We start from the raw sequence: 14,409 nt of genomic DNA on the forward strand, positions 1-14,409 counted from the left end.
TTCGTTTCCGACTCTATCAAGGCCGGAATTAGAATATATCACATTTCATTATATCTTGTAAAGAGTTTTCTCGAAAAGTTTTTTTGAGAAAAGTTTTTTTGAGTTTTCCGTGCCTTTTGCGGCCGGAAGAATAATATATCATTTTGTTAGCTAGCTTGCTAGTTGTAAATTATTCCAGGTCTTAAAGCAAGTTGAACTGCAAAGAATTGCAATTTGCAAAAATTCCAATCTGCCTTTGGCTTCAGTTTCTAGCTTCATTAGGAAGGGAACCTTTCCATAACAAACATTAAACCAGGAATACGCTTCATGAGGTCTCTCGCCTCTTGTTCTGTGATCCGCATTCCACATCCATCTTCATGTGCTTCCGTAAACAAATAGTCGCTTCCGTCTTCATTCAGAAAGCACAGGTCCTCTGGCAAAGAGGGATAAAGCCAATCGAGGAAACCATCGGCCTCTTCCTTCAGAATCTGTCCAGAGGCTGGCGTACATTCATATATGTAATAGATTCCTTCTGTGTAGAATGCTCTTGTTCTCATCATCATTTCTTCCGTGGTACAACGCTCAATCAGATACGGCTTCAATCTTTCAAAAACTCTGGCGACTTCCGCTGGAGTATCCCCTCTGCCGTGTCGTCTGTCCACAAGGAAAAAGCGACCCGTCTTATCAATTAATTCGTCAATTAAATATCTATATGCAGCGCCGCTTGGAGCCGTATGAAAAGGTATTATTCTCATGCCAATCCCCCTAAATGTTCAATATCTCTGAGATTTCTACAGTGTCACGCGATTGCATTGTGGCATAGGCTGATATCATCTATTTGATAACAGGAGGCTGATCACATGGCATACGGACCTGGTTCGGTTTCATCTCCGTCCTCTGCGGGGTATCCTTATCCATATTACCCACCAATACCGCCCCCCCCTTATCCCTATCCTTATCCTTACCCCTATCCATACCCGCCATTTTACCCGCTGCCCTTGCCCATTCCCTTTGGCGGTCCTTGGTGGCATGGAGGGTATCCGGGAGGCGGATACCCAGGCGGACATCACGGACCAATCCCTGGAGGCGGTTATCCCGGGGGTCCACATGGCGGAGGTCCTGGAGGTCCTCCAGGTGGAGGTTTCCACGGTCATCGCTTTTTCCAGCAGGGATAACTTTTGGAATCGTGCAGGAGCTGCTACAGGCAGTTCCTGCAATTTATGATTGTTTTTACGATTTCACTAGTGATCTAGTACTCAATCTCATCCATAATCTCCAGATTACGATTGGAGTCTTTCAGCAGGTTAGTGAACGTGTCTGTAATATAATAAACAAAGTCGGGATCATGTACATAGATAATAATCTGGCCATAACTCCCCTGTTCTGACGGGTCAAAGTCTAGCATCAAATACAGGGAACCCCCGGCCATTGTCGCAAAGGGAATCCACGGTTTATGAAATAAATAAGGTTTGATCTCGGGGTCAAGTTTGCTGATCTCCTCTGCGGAATAATACTCACTTAGCTTCTCATCACGCTCACAGAAATATTGCTTGGTTTCCCGTATCTCATCAAGTGACATCATGTAAAACGGGGTGCATTCCTCTGTCTCGGCATTGCCGGGATACAAGATATGAAAGGCATAACCACTACCATCTTTACATTTGTAGAATTCGCGAAAATCTTCGGGCAGCCGGACATGCATCTCGGTTTCAAAAGCAGCCAAACGATCCTCGGAAGCTCCTTTCTTATCCTGATACTCATTGTATAGCTGCCTAATCTCTTCATCCTTCACTTTAACATCCAATAATTCATTCAGATGATTCATCAGTTCATGCATTCTATCGTGTATATCCGATTTCACAACCTTCTCCCCTTCTCACCATTTTCGGCCTGTTCCCGCACATATTCCTTATATCCCCAGAACGCTTCTTCTTCACCGCCATCTTCAATCAGAATCATGACGGCGTAAGAGAGAAGGTCCAGCCATTCTTCCATTAAGGCAATTTGCTCATCCGAAAGGAGTTTGTTCCTGCGCAGCATGCCATCAGGCAATATCGCCCATGCACGCCCCAAATGGGTGATACTCCATAAACAGGACATCACTTCCCGGTTTAGTGCCTGCTGCTTAAGTTGTGGTGCCAACGTGCGGACAATTTCCATTAACTCGTGAAAGTTTTCTTCTATTAATTGCCCGCGAAAAGGGCGCAGGCTTCCCAGAAAGCCGCTCTCCATCTTGGGATGATCCAGATCGTCATGAACAAAGGCATGACATTTCAATAAAAGGACAGCTTCTTCAATTCTCAATGAGCGTTCCCCATTTCTGTTTGCATGTTAAACAGCTCGCCACTCTACCATCGCAAAGGCTGCTCTCCACGCCACACAACAAAGCGCTCTACTTCACGGAGTGTTCCTGTTCCAATGCTATAGTCATCCATCTGGTCAGCATGCAGATCAAGAATATGCACCATGCCCCCAAACGTACCTACTGCAAGCCTGGATTGATCAGGCGAGATTGCCAGTGAATAGATGGTGCTGCCGACAAAATGTCTCCAAACTTCCTGACCCTTCTTATCTATACATTTGAGGTAACCATAAGCATCACCAAGAACTATGCCTTCAGGTATTTCTACCGAAGCATAGACACGAGCAATTTCATCCATTATCGGCCAATCTTCTCTGGATTCATTGCCTTCCACTTCACTCAATTCCACCTGCATCGTAACTCCATTGTAAAAATGACATGCATTAAACCATACCTTCCGGCTATCTCTGGTAAATAACGCATGATGCGGATAGCTGGACTCCGGATAGAGCGAATACGTATGATGACGTCCAAGATCCAGAAGCATATGGTCACTGACCTGACTGCCAAACGCAATCCATCGACCATCCGGTGATACCGCAGCGTGACCCATGGAAATTTGTGTATCTTCTAATTCATGCTCTTCCACCTCTGCAGGATCCGGATGAATTGGAGAAACCTTGCCATGTTCCACCAGATAAATTCCGTGAGTGGACAAAATGAGGAGTGCATGGCCTTCATTGAATGGAATAAGGCCTTCAAGTGTGCGCTCCGGGTATTCACAGTCTGCAAGAGATTCAATTCGAGGCAGGGCCTGATGAATGGCCGATTGAATGTCTTCCCAACGGAACGTTGCCACTTCTTTTCCTTCCAGATGACGATCCGGATGTGTTATCACGCGAATCCCTTCACCGCCTGCCAGAGCATACTGTGTACCATCCGGGGACTGACCTGCAAATTGATATTGCGGAAAAGAACGTACATGTTCTGAATCTGCAGTATACACACATCCATGATCCGTATGAAAACCACTATTGAATAAAACGGTACTGTTGTTCAGATATCCGGCTATGCGCACGGCCTGCATGGATGACTGGAAGGTTTCATTGAAAGGCCATGTCGCTGCAGGCAGCTCCTTGCGCAGTCTTTGCAGATCGTTCTGCTCATTGGCCTTCTTCACCATGTCCCATACTTGCGCACTGATTCCGGCTCTTCCGTCGTCTGTCAGTTCCGATTCATCCGGCTCTTCGCCCGCCATACCTCTGAGTACAAAATCATTTACACTCTCGGCATAACGTTTCCCTTCATTCCTCCACTTTTCTGCAATCTGTTCGTTTAACCAACTCATCCATGATTCCTCCACTCCGTCTCAATTCATGATTTTACAGTGATGTGCGAGCAAAAATTGTTCAAGTTCATAATCCGTCGTCCCCCGGCTCCCGTCCGTTTCCTCATAGAAAAGCACAATTTCACTGCCGTATGCATAATTAAAACGCAGGTATCCACCGATCGAAGCCATAAACAGCTTACAGGTATATTCATTTTCAATCATGGCATCCCACTTGAACTGCGATTGGCATAACTTAGACAAGTGGTGGAGGGAGAGCCCTTCCCCGTTATCCTGCAAGTGGTAAAAGGTATGATTCCTCAGCTCATTCCACGGTTCATAATATCTTAGCGTTATTGGAGTAGCTTGGCGGTAGTATCCACAATAGATCTTATCCAGCATATCTCCAAATTCGGACTCGGTATGTTCCCACAACGTAATCTGTTCATCGTGGCGAGGGAGCCACAGCAGCCCATCAATCATCGGATGAATGGCCAGAAAATCTCCATCCACAGAGCTGCCAATACTAATGCACTCCTTCAACTGATCTTGACTGACAGGCGTATCTTCGGTATGCATCCAAAAATCATACTCTGCAAAAGGCTTCAATACCTCCTGATCGGGCCGCTGGATATTCATCCAACCCGAATAGGTTCCTTCTCCATATTGTTCAAGCCACTGACGATAGGATGCAGGCAATGATACAGAATACTGCTGCTCAAAATGTCCAAGCTCCTCCGCAGATACCGGTTTAAGCATATGACTTACCACGTACATGAACGACATCTCCTATCTTCCAATCAGATCCCTGTCTTATAATTCAAACGATGAATCAGGCAAGCTCCTCCTGAACAATTTCCGTTGTTACGCCTTTACGATTCACGATACGAATCGAGAATGCATCATATCCATCCCGTTTAACCTGATCAAAATCCATAGTCTCGCCCGTAATCAATTCGTAGGTTCCGTCTTCATCCACATCTTCTCCGAATTCCTCATCCCAAGGAACGTTATAAAAGGCGGACAAGTGAACTTCAAATGTATCTTCTCCTTCAACGTCCAGATAAGGACGCAGCATCCTTTTACTCAGCTCTTCCTCCGGATAAGTTTCACACAGCATCGAATCATAGCCATGTTTGGCTGCATCGATTAGCAAGTAACGCTCTCCAGTAACCGTGTGCTCGGCATATACGATTAACGGTGTCGAATCCTGCCAGGTTATCAGATCATCTTCCATCAAGTCACCATAATAAAAGATATGGAACTTGTCATGGCCATCACTCGTCTGCAGCTTGCCTTTCCACTCGACTTCCTGGTTCTCCCCATCCGTTACTTTCTTAACGATCCCTTCCAGATATGCAGGTCCATTATGTACGCCAAACAAATTCATGGTCTCGCCTCCGCTTTATTCATTCGTATCCATACGATTTTCTGTTCTTCATCTACGGTCAGGTTGACATCCACATTCAGCTTATCGTGAAATAGTGCCGTAATGTTCAGGTACGGGTCACGTGCCGGTTCACTTCCTCCGTTATGAGAGCGAGTCATCCCTTGGTGAATAATGGATTGTACCAGATTCCCATCGCCTTTGCCGGTAGATTCATAAGTATAAATCTCCTGTCCTTCTTTATTGTAAAAATGAAGGAAGGTGGTGTAATCCTGGGCGTTGGAATATTCCATTTCCGATTTTACATACGTGCTTTCAAGGCTATGGAAGTCCACTTTCCCTGCCAAATAGGGATTCTCATTATCGGGTGAAATGTCATACTCCTGATAAGCCAATTGAAAAAGGTAGTTAATATCACTCATATCCACCCGGTAATACAGCTGGCGATGATCTCCGCTCTTATCCATGGCAGCGAAACTGTTGATCAGCGGCCATGCATCATACGGTTTTCCATCCACATCGATCGCGAGCGCATAGTCTGATAAAACTTTTTCTTTTTGGAACACACCGAACGTCTGTAAAATAAAAAAGGCCGGGATCATCAGGATCCCTAAAATAATAGCCAACGTAAGCAGCTTGCCACGCAATTTCATTCCTTTCCTCCTTCAAACATGTACAGCATCAACCTTAGCCCGTCTTGTGCTGAAGCTTGGTGAGTGTACGCACCATTTGATCCCTGTTTTTTGCTTCTTTCATATATACAGGTAGATAGTGTGATGCTGTTTTTAACGGCACATTTCCACGTCGTACGCGCAGATCGGCGGAAACATACGAAATCAGATAATTTAAATGCGCCCGATTAACAGCCCATACCAATTTGCCTCGAACGTAGTCCAGGAAATATAACTCCATCCCAAAAACGGGGTCTCTCCCGTCACGGGTGTCCATAATATATCTTCTGCAAACCGGCTTGCTATGCAGCTCTGCCTGATTGACTGAACCGCAGTGTGGACAATGGATGTGCGTTGATTTATGTGATACTTTTTTCTCATCTGTTACTTCAACATTGAACCATCGTTCACAGAGAACACAATTACCCTTGGCATGATACTGATACACTTGTTTCTCCACCCCATGCGCATAACATGCCGAGCACTTCCACGTGATTTCATCCTGACATTCTTCAATATACGCATGACCACCACAGGATTGACATGTGACATCCACACGTTCACCTCGGCGGAGTACCCAATAAAAATTATATTTATAGGCTCCTTCATCCTCAAAACGTTTCATTAATAAATCGACTCCTTTCTTGACTGAATTTTATTCGGTTTTCATCAGCATGGCAGTAAACATAAATTTCAACCCTCAATATTTCCCATCCAGCGCTACCTAAAATTATAAGTAACTCCATCGCGTAGTACAAGAAAGGTGTCTATGTCTGCGGAAATTTTGAATATCGAGCCTCTGGGGAATGTGTTTCACGTCACACCTGTCCCTACTGAACTGTCGTACACTAGACATGGCTGCAGCAAGATATTGATTAGTTTGTGAATGATATCACTTGAATAAGGTTGTGTTCCCATGTTCTCCTGGATGAGTCTCATCAAATTGTCTTTCGCATTGGCATTAAGTACGGCCGTCCTATCCCATTGCAATGCTGCAGAAATAGATAAACCGGATCATCACGATACTGCTCCTGTTGACTCAATTAGTCATCAACCTGTTGACCCCATCATCCGTAGAGAAGGCACTAACGTATACATCGAGATGACGGCCCAAGTGACCGATATCGAGATCTCCGCAGGTGTCGTCTACAATGCCTGGACTTTTAACGGCACTGTACCTGGACCCGTTCTGCGCGTAATCGAAGGTGACACACTGATTTTCACTTTAAAAAATAAGGATTCTTCCTTGCCCCATTCCATGGATTTTCATGCCGTACATGCTTCACCAAGCAGCAAATTCGTCGACGTTATGCCAGGTGAGGAGGGTACATTCACTTATAGCACATCGTCACCCGGAGTCTTCATGTATCATTGCGGAACCAGTCCGGTACTTGCCCATATTGCAAACGGTATGTATGGCATGATTATTGTTGAACCGAAGGCCGGCTACCCTTCTGACGGACAGATTGATCGGGAATACACACTCGTACAAAGTGAATGGTACAAAGAGCATAGCTACGATGCTTTTATGAATGATGAGCCGGATTATGTTGTTTTTAATGGCAACGACTATGGTCTGGTCAACTCCCCTTTGCTCGCTAAAACGGGTGATACGGTTCGAATATATGTCAGCAATGCAGGGCCGAACGAAGTTTCGTCCTTCCATGTGGTAGGGACTATTATGGACCGGGTTTACATGGATGGAAATCCCCGAAATATCCAATATGGATTACAGACCGTTATGCTTCCTGCGAGCGGAGGTGCAGTCGTTGAGTTTACCGTAACGGAAGAGGGCGATTATCCCATTGTAACCCATCAATTCAAACATGTATCCAAAGGTGCTTCAGCTGTTTTGCGAGTTACCTCTGATGGCAAGGATCACGGTGGTAAAGCGATGCAGCATTAAGTCCGTCTCCGTGCTCAAGCAAATAAATAATTGAACCATGCGAGGTGAATTTTGATCATGATATGCAGTTCTCAGAACAAGACTCCCTGCCATGTCAAAGTCCCCCTTTTTCAGCACCTTGGACCTGAAGCATCATCCCTGCTCGTTTCCCTGCTGCAATCGCAGGTCTTTCACAAAGGGGAGATGGTAGTGAAGGAAGGAGAAGATTCAGCTAAGTTATACATGGTTCATCAGGGATGTGTGAAATTATCCACATACACCGAGAACGGCAAGGAGCATATTGTCCGTTTCCTGTTTCCTGGTGATTTCTTCGGGCTTGACGCTCTGTTACACCAAAAACCGTTAGGAGTTCATGCAGAAGTATTGGAAACATCAACTTTATGCACCCTTCATAGGCAGGATTTTGACCAATTGATAGAACATGACCCGAAGCTTGCTTATCATTTTCTTCTAGCTGTTACCGAACTTCTTGAACAATCTGAAGAATGGAATACTGCACTCAGTTCCATGAACCCTGAACAACGAATTGCTAAGCTATTATTGAATTTTCATGTGCGAAATAAAGAGACAGATGGAATCAAGCTTCCTGTTTTTAAAAAGGATCTGGCATTACTGGTAGGCATTACGCCCGAAACCTTGAGCCGCAAACTGGCCATTATGCAGTCCGAAGGTCTGCTTCAGGTAGCTGGGAATGTCATTCACCTTCTTCAATTGGAAGAGCTTCAGCAACGAATCCAATAACTCGGTATAGAGAATCCTGACAGGAACGTTACATATTTCACACAATATGTGAGTATCGTCACAGTGCACCATGGAGATCAGGTATACAGTGATACGTAAGAGAAACCACTCTACAGGAGGTAAACAAGATGAATACAATTGTAAAAATGGACAAACAGGCGATCATGCTTAAAATGGAGGAGTTGTGCTCCGTGTTATTACAGGATGAAGGTTACCGTGAGATGCGGGAGATGATTGATCAATTTGCCGCAGATGAGCAGGCTACATCGCAATACGAGCAGTTTATGGAGAAGCATCAGGCTCTGGAGGAAAAAGAACGTCAGAATATTGAATTGCTGACATCCGAAATGCAGGTGTACGAACAAGAAGAACGCGCCCTCTATGATCACCCGCTTATTCGCAGATTTATGTATGCACAGCGTGAGTTTAGCCTGATGCATCAGCAGATCAGCCAGTATTTCACCAAGTCCGTTGAATTAAACCGACTGCCCAAACCGGGCGAAGTATACAAGGAAGCATGTGGTTGTGGAGGGAACTGTTCAAGCCATCACTAGTCACTGGGGAACAATGTATATGCATTAGTAAGCAAAAGAGTATCCGTACCTCAAAATTACTTGAGCGGATACTCTTTTTTTTGTGCTTTTTTCGTGTAGATCTTACAGATCAAGCAGTAAGGATACAAGAAGCCCCATGGAAGCAATGAAGCCCACGACAGGACCACCTTCTTCAAAAGCTTCAGGCATCATGGTAGAACAGATCATGGCTATAATACCGCCGCCTGCAAATGCCCCAATGGCCGCAGCCATCTCATCCGGAAGCTGTTCGAGAAAAAGATATCCGCACAAGGCTGCAAGCGCAGAAATCAACAGTACACCAAGCCACATCCATATGATTCTGGACTTGGTGTAATGATTGCCTCGCAAACCCACCGTGCTGGACAAGCCCTCCGGGATGTTGCTGACGAATATGGAAACGATGAGCACCACACTCACGCTTTTTCCGGCCAGCAAGCTAGCACCAAGCATGATGGATTCAGGAATGGCATCCATCACCGTACCCGCAAAAATGCCGAGCCCACTTTGGCTGCTTCCTCCGGGTTTCGGATGTGCAGAACGTTTCCGTCCGGCACCACCCCTACTGGAAATAAGCAGGTCGAACAAGGTGTACACTACAGCACCCGCCGTAAACCCTATGGCTGTCGGGACAATTCCGCCATCATTCAAGGCATCTCCAATCAGCTCAAATGAAGCTGCCCCAATTAATGTCCCCGTACCGAAGGCCATAATCCAGCCAATCACTCGTTTCGGAATCTTGAGAAACAGTGCAGCAAGTGCACCAATAACTACTGCTGAAGCGGAGATGCCTCCCCACATGAATGCAGTCCACATTCGGGTCATCCCCTCTCATGTCTATATCATATCTATCCTTTCATTAACCTGGCTTGCTGCTGCAAAAACATATCGGGCAGCACTGCTGCAAGATACAACCTATCTTGTCTGATCTTCTGTATTCCTCATCACATCCCATGTGATCTATGTCACTCATGTATTTCTAATATCGCGTTATGATAAAATGATGCTGACTAAAAGAGAATAAACCAAATCAGGAATTGCACCGCTCCAGCAATCTCAATCATACCCACTTTCATCGGACGCAAAGTGCGACCAGCATATACAAATGCTCGAACAGCTGAGTAGATATATGCTAAGCTCATCCATGGATATCCGGCGATGACGGGAATGATGAGCAGGATAATATGCAGCAGACGGGTCATTGTTACCCAGCGTTTGTTGTTTCGCTCCCGGAAGACTGATTTCACAAAGAACGTACTTCCTGTAAAATGTAAAAAGGAAAACAACAGCACGATCGCCATCCGGTAATCCCATACTCCCGATCCAATGAGATATGCTGCTGCACCTCCTAGCGAGAACATCAACATGGCGCATAGATCATTCGTGAGCGAACGCTCAGCCTTGTGTCTGACATGCCAGATATTAACGAGCAATAATAGGATCAGAACCGGGGCAAATGCCAGTATGGAAGGATGCCCGATTAACGGGGGTACCAGACATATCACTGCACCCACGCCATATATCACTGCCCATGTGTACAGACGTCGATGATCCGCTTTTCTTTTAAGAGATTGCATCAAGGGGTAAGCCGCCAGGTATAGCCCAAGCCATGCCATGAATAGTGGCAAATGCAGCCACTGTGGTCCGCTGGCCATTACACCTGCCGCAAAAGGCACACTTACCATGGCCCAACCGCCATGTTCATGAGGAATAACAATTTTATGTACTGTCACTTCACCATTGACCTCCTAATTGATATGGATATAGAAAGGAAGAATCATAATGCGCAGGGAAAACAAAGATACGGCAGCAGAGTTTCTTCAACAGTTCCCCATTTTTCAGGATCTAAGTCCTGAGGAATTGAAGCAGGTTGAGGATATCGCCATTTCCAGAAGCATTCATAAAAAAACAGTTGTTTTTGCCGAAGGCAGCGAAAAGGAAGCTGTATTTTTTATCCGAACCGGCATCGTAAAAGCATATAAAACGGATGAGAATGGGCACGAGCAGATCGTTTCCTTCCTGAAAACGGGAGATATGTTCCCACATACGGGGTTCTTCAATGCTCACCCTTATCCCGCTACAGCAGAAGCCATCACTCCAGCGGAACTGATCGCCATTCCGGTCAGACTGTTTGAACGTCTTATGCTAAATACGCCATCCATTGCGATCAAAATTATGCGGGTACTCGGCGATAAAATCCGCGAACTGCAGGATAAACTGCAAGTGCTCTCCAGCCAGGATGTCCGGAACCGCGTGCTGTCCTTCCTGCTGATGTTGGCAGAGCAGCACGGTCAGCCTTCCGGTCACAAAATCATTATCAACCTGCCCATGACGCACCAGGAATTCGCCAATTCCATTGGCACGACCAGGGAAACCGCCAACCGTTTGTTGAATCAGCTCACCAAGGAAAATCTGCTCGAAGTCGATCGGAGACAGATTATCATCCATGATTTACAAGCCTTGAAGCATCAACGTGACACTTGAGCAGGTACCTAAACTGTACCTCTAATGCTGAAATTATAATGACCCTAGCATGGTATATATCTAATTACGAAAGAAAAGACCTTAACAAGGGTGGCATGTTGTTAAGGTCTTTTGCTGAATTTATCCTGGTCATGTGGCTACCATGACTATGCTGAAGGAAGATCCCTTTTTCCCATATCACTGAACATGCCCGCATAGAACTTTACTTCCCCAGCTTCATTGCGGATCGCTGTAATACTCAGCCATTCCAGATATATCTCTCCGTTTTTCTTCCGATTCCATATCTCTCCCTGCCAGTACCCTTGCTGCTTCAGATCAGCCCACAGCTGTTCGTAGAACAATTTATCCTGTTTACCTGATTTCAGCAAGCTCGGCTTCTGTCCCACTGCTTCATCGGATCGATAACCGGTGACTGCCGTAAATGCCGGATTCACTGAGCGAATAACGCTGTTTGTATCCGTAATCAGGATGGCCTCAATCGTATTTTCCAGTATGCTTGCGGACAGCTGAAGCTTCTCTTCGTAAAACATCCAGAAGACAAGTACCAAGCTTACCAGTGCAACCATGGAGAGTGCCATGAATCCAATCGCATAGTGACCTGTCATGCTGTAGAGCAGCGTCAACATTAGTGGCGGAAAAAAGCCACCGAGTCCCCCCATTGCAGATATAATACCGTTAGCGACACCTGGTTGTTTAACGAAATACATTGGGACCAGTTTAAAAATAGTTCCGTTTCCTGTACCGGCACATAAGGCTACGGTCAGGCAACCAACTGTATACATGTAGATTGACGGCGCGAAGGATAATACGATCGCCGCTACCGTTAAACCACCGAATACAAACATCAGTATTTTAAAAGAATTAAAGCGGTCTCCAAGCCAGCCCCCGACCGGACGCATAATGGTAGCAACCAGAATGAATCCCGCTGTGCGTATCCCTGCATCCACTTTATCCATCTGAAAGTGACTGACCAGGAAATTGGGAAGGTACACGGTGAACGCTACGAAGGAACCAAAGGTCAGGAAGTAAAATAAACAGAGCAGCCATAATTTAGGGCTTCGCGATACCGCTTTTAATTGTTGAATTAGCGGCACGTTAACCCTTGTTTCCTGTTTGTCGCCCAATACAAAATTCAAAGCGGCCATTCCCAGCAGCAAAATGCTGTACAGAAGAACCGTGTTGGACCAACCTATTTGATCCGCAATCAGCGGGGCACCAAATGCAGACAATGCCGTTCCCAGATTACCGATACCATAGATCCCGTTAACAAACCCATGTTTCTCTTTTGGATAATATTTGGGCAGTGAAGTTACGCCTACGGAAAATACCGCTCCGCCAATCCCGAGAAAAAAACCACCTATAATCAAATCCAGAAATGAAGTGGATCGGCTGATCCACCATATGGGCGCGAGCAGCAGAACAAAACTGATCATAAATATATTGCGTGCTCCATATCGGTTCGTCCAGTATCCAATCGGGATACGGGCAACGGAGCCAATGAGGACAGGAATGGCTGTAGACCAGGCTAGCTGCGAAGAGGTTAACGCAATATCCTCCTTAATAAATGGCATTAAGGAAGACAGTATAACCCACACCATGAAGCCCAGAACCAAACTTGCCGTCTGCAAGGGCAGTTGGACTTTGCCTTTGTTTTGCATCTACATCGCCCTTTCTTTGTTCGGTTTTGATTTTGGATCCGGATAAACAGATCCGTCACGTCTGCGGTACAATACGTAGCTTCGCTTGAGGTAGCCGAGCGGCATGCTCAGCATATGCACAAGACGCGTAAACGGAAAAACGCAGTACAGGACAAACGAAAGCAGGATGTGTACTTTAAAGTTCATAGGCACGGTCTGCATCAGCGTTGGATCAGGCTGAAATACCATCAAACCGCGCAGCCAAGGGTTAATGGTCGTACGGTAATCAAAGCCAGTATGGTTCACTGCATTTGCAGATGTCGCCAATATGCCGGTTATGATGACAACAAGAAGCATGATGAGGGCCATCCAGTCTCCTGCACTGCTCGTCGCTCGTACTTTGGTGGCCACGTATCTACGCACCAGCAGTATGACTCCCCCGGCAAATGCGATAATTCCCGCAGGCAACCCGCCCGCTATGGCAATCAGATGATAACCTTCGTCACTTAGACCAATCCAGCGATAGAATTCTACCGGAACAATTAATCCGGCAATGTGGCCGCAGATCACTGCGAATATGCCAATATGAAACAGCAAGCTTCCCCATTTCAGCATGCGTTTTTCTAACATCTCACTGGACTTGGATGTCCAACTGAACGGATTCGTCACGTATCTCCATATGGTTGCAGTAACACAAAAAATGAGAACCATGTATGGGAGAGCACCCCATAAGAACAACTCTGGTGTACTCATCGGCTTCCCCTCCCTATCCAGGTTGGCACGGTTTGGGATGCTGCAGAGTGGTCATGAACTTCTTCGTCAACATGAGCTGGCTTAGGGATAACCTTCAGAACTTGTTCTAACAATGGACCGTAGGGACTGTTCTGCCCTAATACACTATCTGTGATCGTTACCAAAGACTTATAACAACTCGATATCACTCCATAAGCATCTTCAGAAGGAGCCTCCGCTATAAATTCAAGCACCATGGGTAAATAATCCGGCAGTTCATTCAATTCCATGTAGAATCCCGCAGCTTCGTATCTGCGCTTTAAATCAATTAGTGCCGGTCCACGGTCTCTTTCGTCTCCATAGAGAGCATAGGTTAAGTACAGATTTGATTTTTTGTCAAAATCAAACGTCCGTACGTATTTGTCCTCCCAATACGTGGAATCCACTAATTCCGCTTCACCCACAAAGGTCAGAAGAACTTTTTTCATTGTTTCATCCGTGAGGGATTGCACAGCAGTTCGGACACCCTGCAGTCCGGCCCTCCACGCAGGATCTGGATATTGCAGCAGATAGGAGGTCAGCTTACATGCTTTTCTGGCTTCATCCATTCGTTCATCCGATCCCTGACTCCATTCCGTATTCATATTGGTCGCCATCGTAGTCGTTGTCTC

General features: G+C 45.9%; 18 protein-coding genes. 5 read left to right on the forward strand and 13 right to left on the reverse strand.

Annotated features, from left to right (window positions below):
• Window positions 1-257: 257 nt before the first annotated feature.
• A complete protein-coding gene (locus tag CHI14_RS25805) occupies window positions 258-734 on the reverse strand; it encodes a hypothetical protein (protein ID WP_095292570.1) in 477 nt (158 codons plus the stop codon).
• Window positions 735-839: 105 nt separating this feature from the next.
• Between CHI14_RS25805 and CHI14_RS29805 the strand changes: the two genes are divergently transcribed.
• Entirely contained in the window at window positions 840-1,154 is a 315-nt protein-coding gene (locus CHI14_RS29805; RefSeq protein ID WP_212677028.1) for a hypothetical protein, read from the forward strand.
• Between the two features lie 74 nt (window positions 1,155-1,228).
• Here the strand turns inward: CHI14_RS29805 and CHI14_RS25815 are convergent, their stop codons facing one another.
• Genes CHI14_RS25815 through CHI14_RS25845 form a run of 7 tightly spaced genes read right to left on the reverse strand, consistent with a single transcriptional unit; the run spans window position 1,229 to window position 6,291 of the window.
• Complete coding sequence (locus CHI14_RS25815; protein ID WP_095292932.1) at window positions 1,229-1,816, reverse strand: SMI1/KNR4 family protein; 588 nt, start codon at window positions 1,814-1,816, stop codon at window positions 1,229-1,231.
• 20 nt (window positions 1,817-1,836) lie between these two features.
• Entirely contained in the window at window positions 1,837-2,283 is a 447-nt protein-coding gene (locus CHI14_RS25820) for a hypothetical protein (protein ID WP_095292576.1), read from the reverse strand.
• 44 nt (window positions 2,284-2,327) lie between these two features.
• Window positions 2,328-3,629 (reverse strand): WD40 repeat domain-containing protein, encoded by a 1,302-nt coding sequence (locus CHI14_RS25825; RefSeq protein ID WP_095292578.1) that lies wholly within the window; start codon window positions 3,627-3,629, stop codon window positions 2,328-2,330.
• 21 nt (window positions 3,630-3,650) lie between these two features.
• A complete protein-coding gene (locus tag CHI14_RS25830) occupies window positions 3,651-4,385 on the reverse strand; it encodes an SMI1/KNR4 family protein (protein ID WP_170948278.1) in 735 nt (244 codons plus the stop codon).
• Between the two features lie 55 nt (window positions 4,386-4,440).
• Window positions 4,441-4,998 (reverse strand): hypothetical protein, encoded by a 558-nt coding sequence (locus CHI14_RS25835; RefSeq protein ID WP_095292583.1) that lies wholly within the window; start codon window positions 4,996-4,998, stop codon window positions 4,441-4,443.
• Entirely contained in the window at window positions 4,995-5,648 is a 654-nt protein-coding gene (locus tag CHI14_RS25840) for a hypothetical protein (protein WP_095292586.1), read from the reverse strand. The genes CHI14_RS25835 and CHI14_RS25840 overlap by 4 nt, the downstream gene beginning before the upstream one ends.
• 34 nt (window positions 5,649-5,682) lie before the next feature.
• A complete protein-coding gene (locus tag CHI14_RS25845) occupies window positions 5,683-6,291 on the reverse strand; it encodes a hypothetical protein (protein ID WP_095292589.1) in 609 nt (202 codons plus the stop codon).
• Window positions 6,292-6,594: 303 nt separating this feature from the next.
• Between CHI14_RS25845 and CHI14_RS25850 the strand changes: the two genes are divergently transcribed.
• The 3 genes from CHI14_RS25850 (at window position 6,595) to CHI14_RS25860 (ending at window position 8,867) form a co-directional block, all read left to right on the forward strand.
• Window positions 6,595-7,572, forward strand: a complete 978-nt coding sequence (locus CHI14_RS25850; protein WP_249281243.1) for a multicopper oxidase domain-containing protein — start codon at window positions 6,595-6,597, stop codon at window positions 7,570-7,572.
• Between the two features lie 57 nt (window positions 7,573-7,629).
• The gene (locus CHI14_RS25855) at window positions 7,630-8,313 is read left to right on the forward strand and encodes a Crp/Fnr family transcriptional regulator (RefSeq protein WP_095292595.1); all 684 of its coding nucleotides are present in this window, start codon (window positions 7,630-7,632) and stop codon (window positions 8,311-8,313) included.
• A 128-nt stretch (window positions 8,314-8,441) separates the two neighbouring features.
• Window positions 8,442-8,867 carry a YlbF/YmcA family competence regulator gene (locus CHI14_RS25860; RefSeq protein ID WP_095292598.1) on the forward strand — a complete coding sequence of 142 codons (426 nt, stop codon included), beginning with the start codon at window positions 8,442-8,444 and terminating at the stop codon, window positions 8,865-8,867.
• Window positions 8,868-8,969: 102 nt separating this feature from the next.
• Here the strand turns inward: CHI14_RS25860 and CHI14_RS25865 are convergent, their stop codons facing one another.
• Window positions 8,970-9,701, reverse strand: a complete 732-nt coding sequence (locus tag CHI14_RS25865) for a ZIP family metal transporter (protein WP_095292600.1) — start codon at window positions 9,699-9,701, stop codon at window positions 8,970-8,972.
• A 194-nt stretch (window positions 9,702-9,895) separates the two neighbouring features.
• Window positions 9,896-10,618 carry a YwiC-like family protein gene (locus tag CHI14_RS25870; RefSeq protein WP_095292603.1) on the reverse strand — a complete coding sequence of 241 codons (723 nt, stop codon included), beginning with the start codon at window positions 10,616-10,618 and terminating at the stop codon, window positions 9,896-9,898.
• A gap of 49 nt (window positions 10,619-10,667) precedes the next feature.
• On the opposite strand from CHI14_RS25870, the gene CHI14_RS25875 reads away from it, so the two are divergent.
• Window positions 10,668-11,369, forward strand: coding sequence for a Crp/Fnr family transcriptional regulator (locus CHI14_RS25875; protein ID WP_095292606.1), 702 nt, complete (start codon window positions 10,668-10,670; stop codon window positions 11,367-11,369).
• Between the two features lie 146 nt (window positions 11,370-11,515).
• On the opposite strand, the gene CHI14_RS25880 is transcribed toward CHI14_RS25875, so the two are convergent.
• Genes CHI14_RS25880 through narJ form a run of 3 tightly spaced genes read right to left on the reverse strand, consistent with a single transcriptional unit; the run spans window position 11,516 to window position 14,394 of the window.
• Window positions 11,516-13,027 carry a nitrate/nitrite transporter gene (locus CHI14_RS25880; protein ID WP_095292609.1) on the reverse strand — a complete coding sequence of 504 codons (1,512 nt, stop codon included), beginning with the start codon at window positions 13,025-13,027 and terminating at the stop codon, window positions 11,516-11,518.
• Window positions 13,028-13,759 carry a respiratory nitrate reductase subunit gamma gene (narI, locus tag CHI14_RS25885; RefSeq protein WP_095292612.1) on the reverse strand — a complete coding sequence of 244 codons (732 nt, stop codon included), beginning with the start codon at window positions 13,757-13,759 and terminating at the stop codon, window positions 13,028-13,030.
• Window positions 13,756-14,394: a nitrate reductase molybdenum cofactor assembly chaperone gene (gene narJ / locus CHI14_RS25890; protein ID WP_170948279.1), complete on the reverse strand. Its 639-nt coding sequence runs from the start codon at window positions 14,392-14,394 to the stop codon at window positions 13,756-13,758. The genes narI and narJ overlap by 4 nt, the downstream gene beginning before the upstream one ends.
• Between the last annotated feature and the right edge of the window lie 15 nt (window positions 14,395-14,409).

Source organism: Paenibacillus sp. 7516 (genome assembly GCF_002272715.1).
Classification (GTDB): Bacteria; Bacillota; Bacilli; order Paenibacillales; family Paenibacillaceae; genus Paenibacillus; species Paenibacillus illinoisensis_A.

Bases quoted from the DNA above. Each gene is read 5' to 3' on its own strand.
- CHI14_RS25805 (WP_095292570.1), bottom strand. From the start codon at position 734: ATGAGAATAATACCTTTTCATACGGCTCCAAGCGGCGCTGCATATAGA.
- CHI14_RS29805 (WP_212677028.1), top strand. From the start codon at position 840: ATGGCATACGGACCTGGTTCGGTTTCATCTCCGTCCTCTGCGGGGTAT.
- CHI14_RS25815 (WP_095292932.1), bottom strand. From the start codon at position 1,816: ATGCATGAACTGATGAATCATCTGAATGAATTATTGGATGTTAAAGTG.
- CHI14_RS25825 (WP_095292578.1), bottom strand. From the start codon at position 3,629: ATGAGTTGGTTAAACGAACAGATTGCAGAAAAGTGGAGGAATGAAGGG.
- CHI14_RS25830 (WP_170948278.1), bottom strand. From the start codon at position 4,385: ATGTACGTGGTAAGTCATATGCTTAAACCGGTATCTGCGGAGGAGCTT.
- CHI14_RS25835 (WP_095292583.1), bottom strand. From the start codon at position 4,998: ATGAATTTGTTTGGCGTACATAATGGACCTGCATATCTGGAAGGGATC.
- CHI14_RS25840 (WP_095292586.1), bottom strand. From the start codon at position 5,648: ATGAAATTGCGTGGCAAGCTGCTTACGTTGGCTATTATTTTAGGGATC.
- CHI14_RS25845 (WP_095292589.1), bottom strand. From the start codon at position 6,291: ATGAAACGTTTTGAGGATGAAGGAGCCTATAAATATAATTTTTATTGG.
- CHI14_RS25850 (WP_249281243.1), top strand. From the start codon at position 6,595: ATGAGTCTCATCAAATTGTCTTTCGCATTGGCATTAAGTACGGCCGTC.
- CHI14_RS25855 (WP_095292595.1), top strand. From the start codon at position 7,630: ATGATATGCAGTTCTCAGAACAAGACTCCCTGCCATGTCAAAGTCCCC.
- CHI14_RS25860 (WP_095292598.1), top strand. From the start codon at position 8,442: ATGAATACAATTGTAAAAATGGACAAACAGGCGATCATGCTTAAAATG.
- CHI14_RS25865 (WP_095292600.1), bottom strand. From the start codon at position 9,701: ATGTGGACTGCATTCATGTGGGGAGGCATCTCCGCTTCAGCAGTAGTT.
- CHI14_RS25875 (WP_095292606.1), top strand. From the start codon at position 10,668: ATGCGCAGGGAAAACAAAGATACGGCAGCAGAGTTTCTTCAACAGTTC.
- CHI14_RS25880 (WP_095292609.1), bottom strand. From the start codon at position 13,027: ATGCAAAACAAAGGCAAAGTCCAACTGCCCTTGCAGACGGCAAGTTTG.
- narI (WP_095292612.1), bottom strand. From the start codon at position 13,759: ATGAGTACACCAGAGTTGTTCTTATGGGGTGCTCTCCCATACATGGTT.
- narJ (WP_170948279.1), bottom strand. From the start codon at position 14,394: ATGGCGACCAATATGAATACGGAATGGAGTCAGGGATCGGATGAACGA.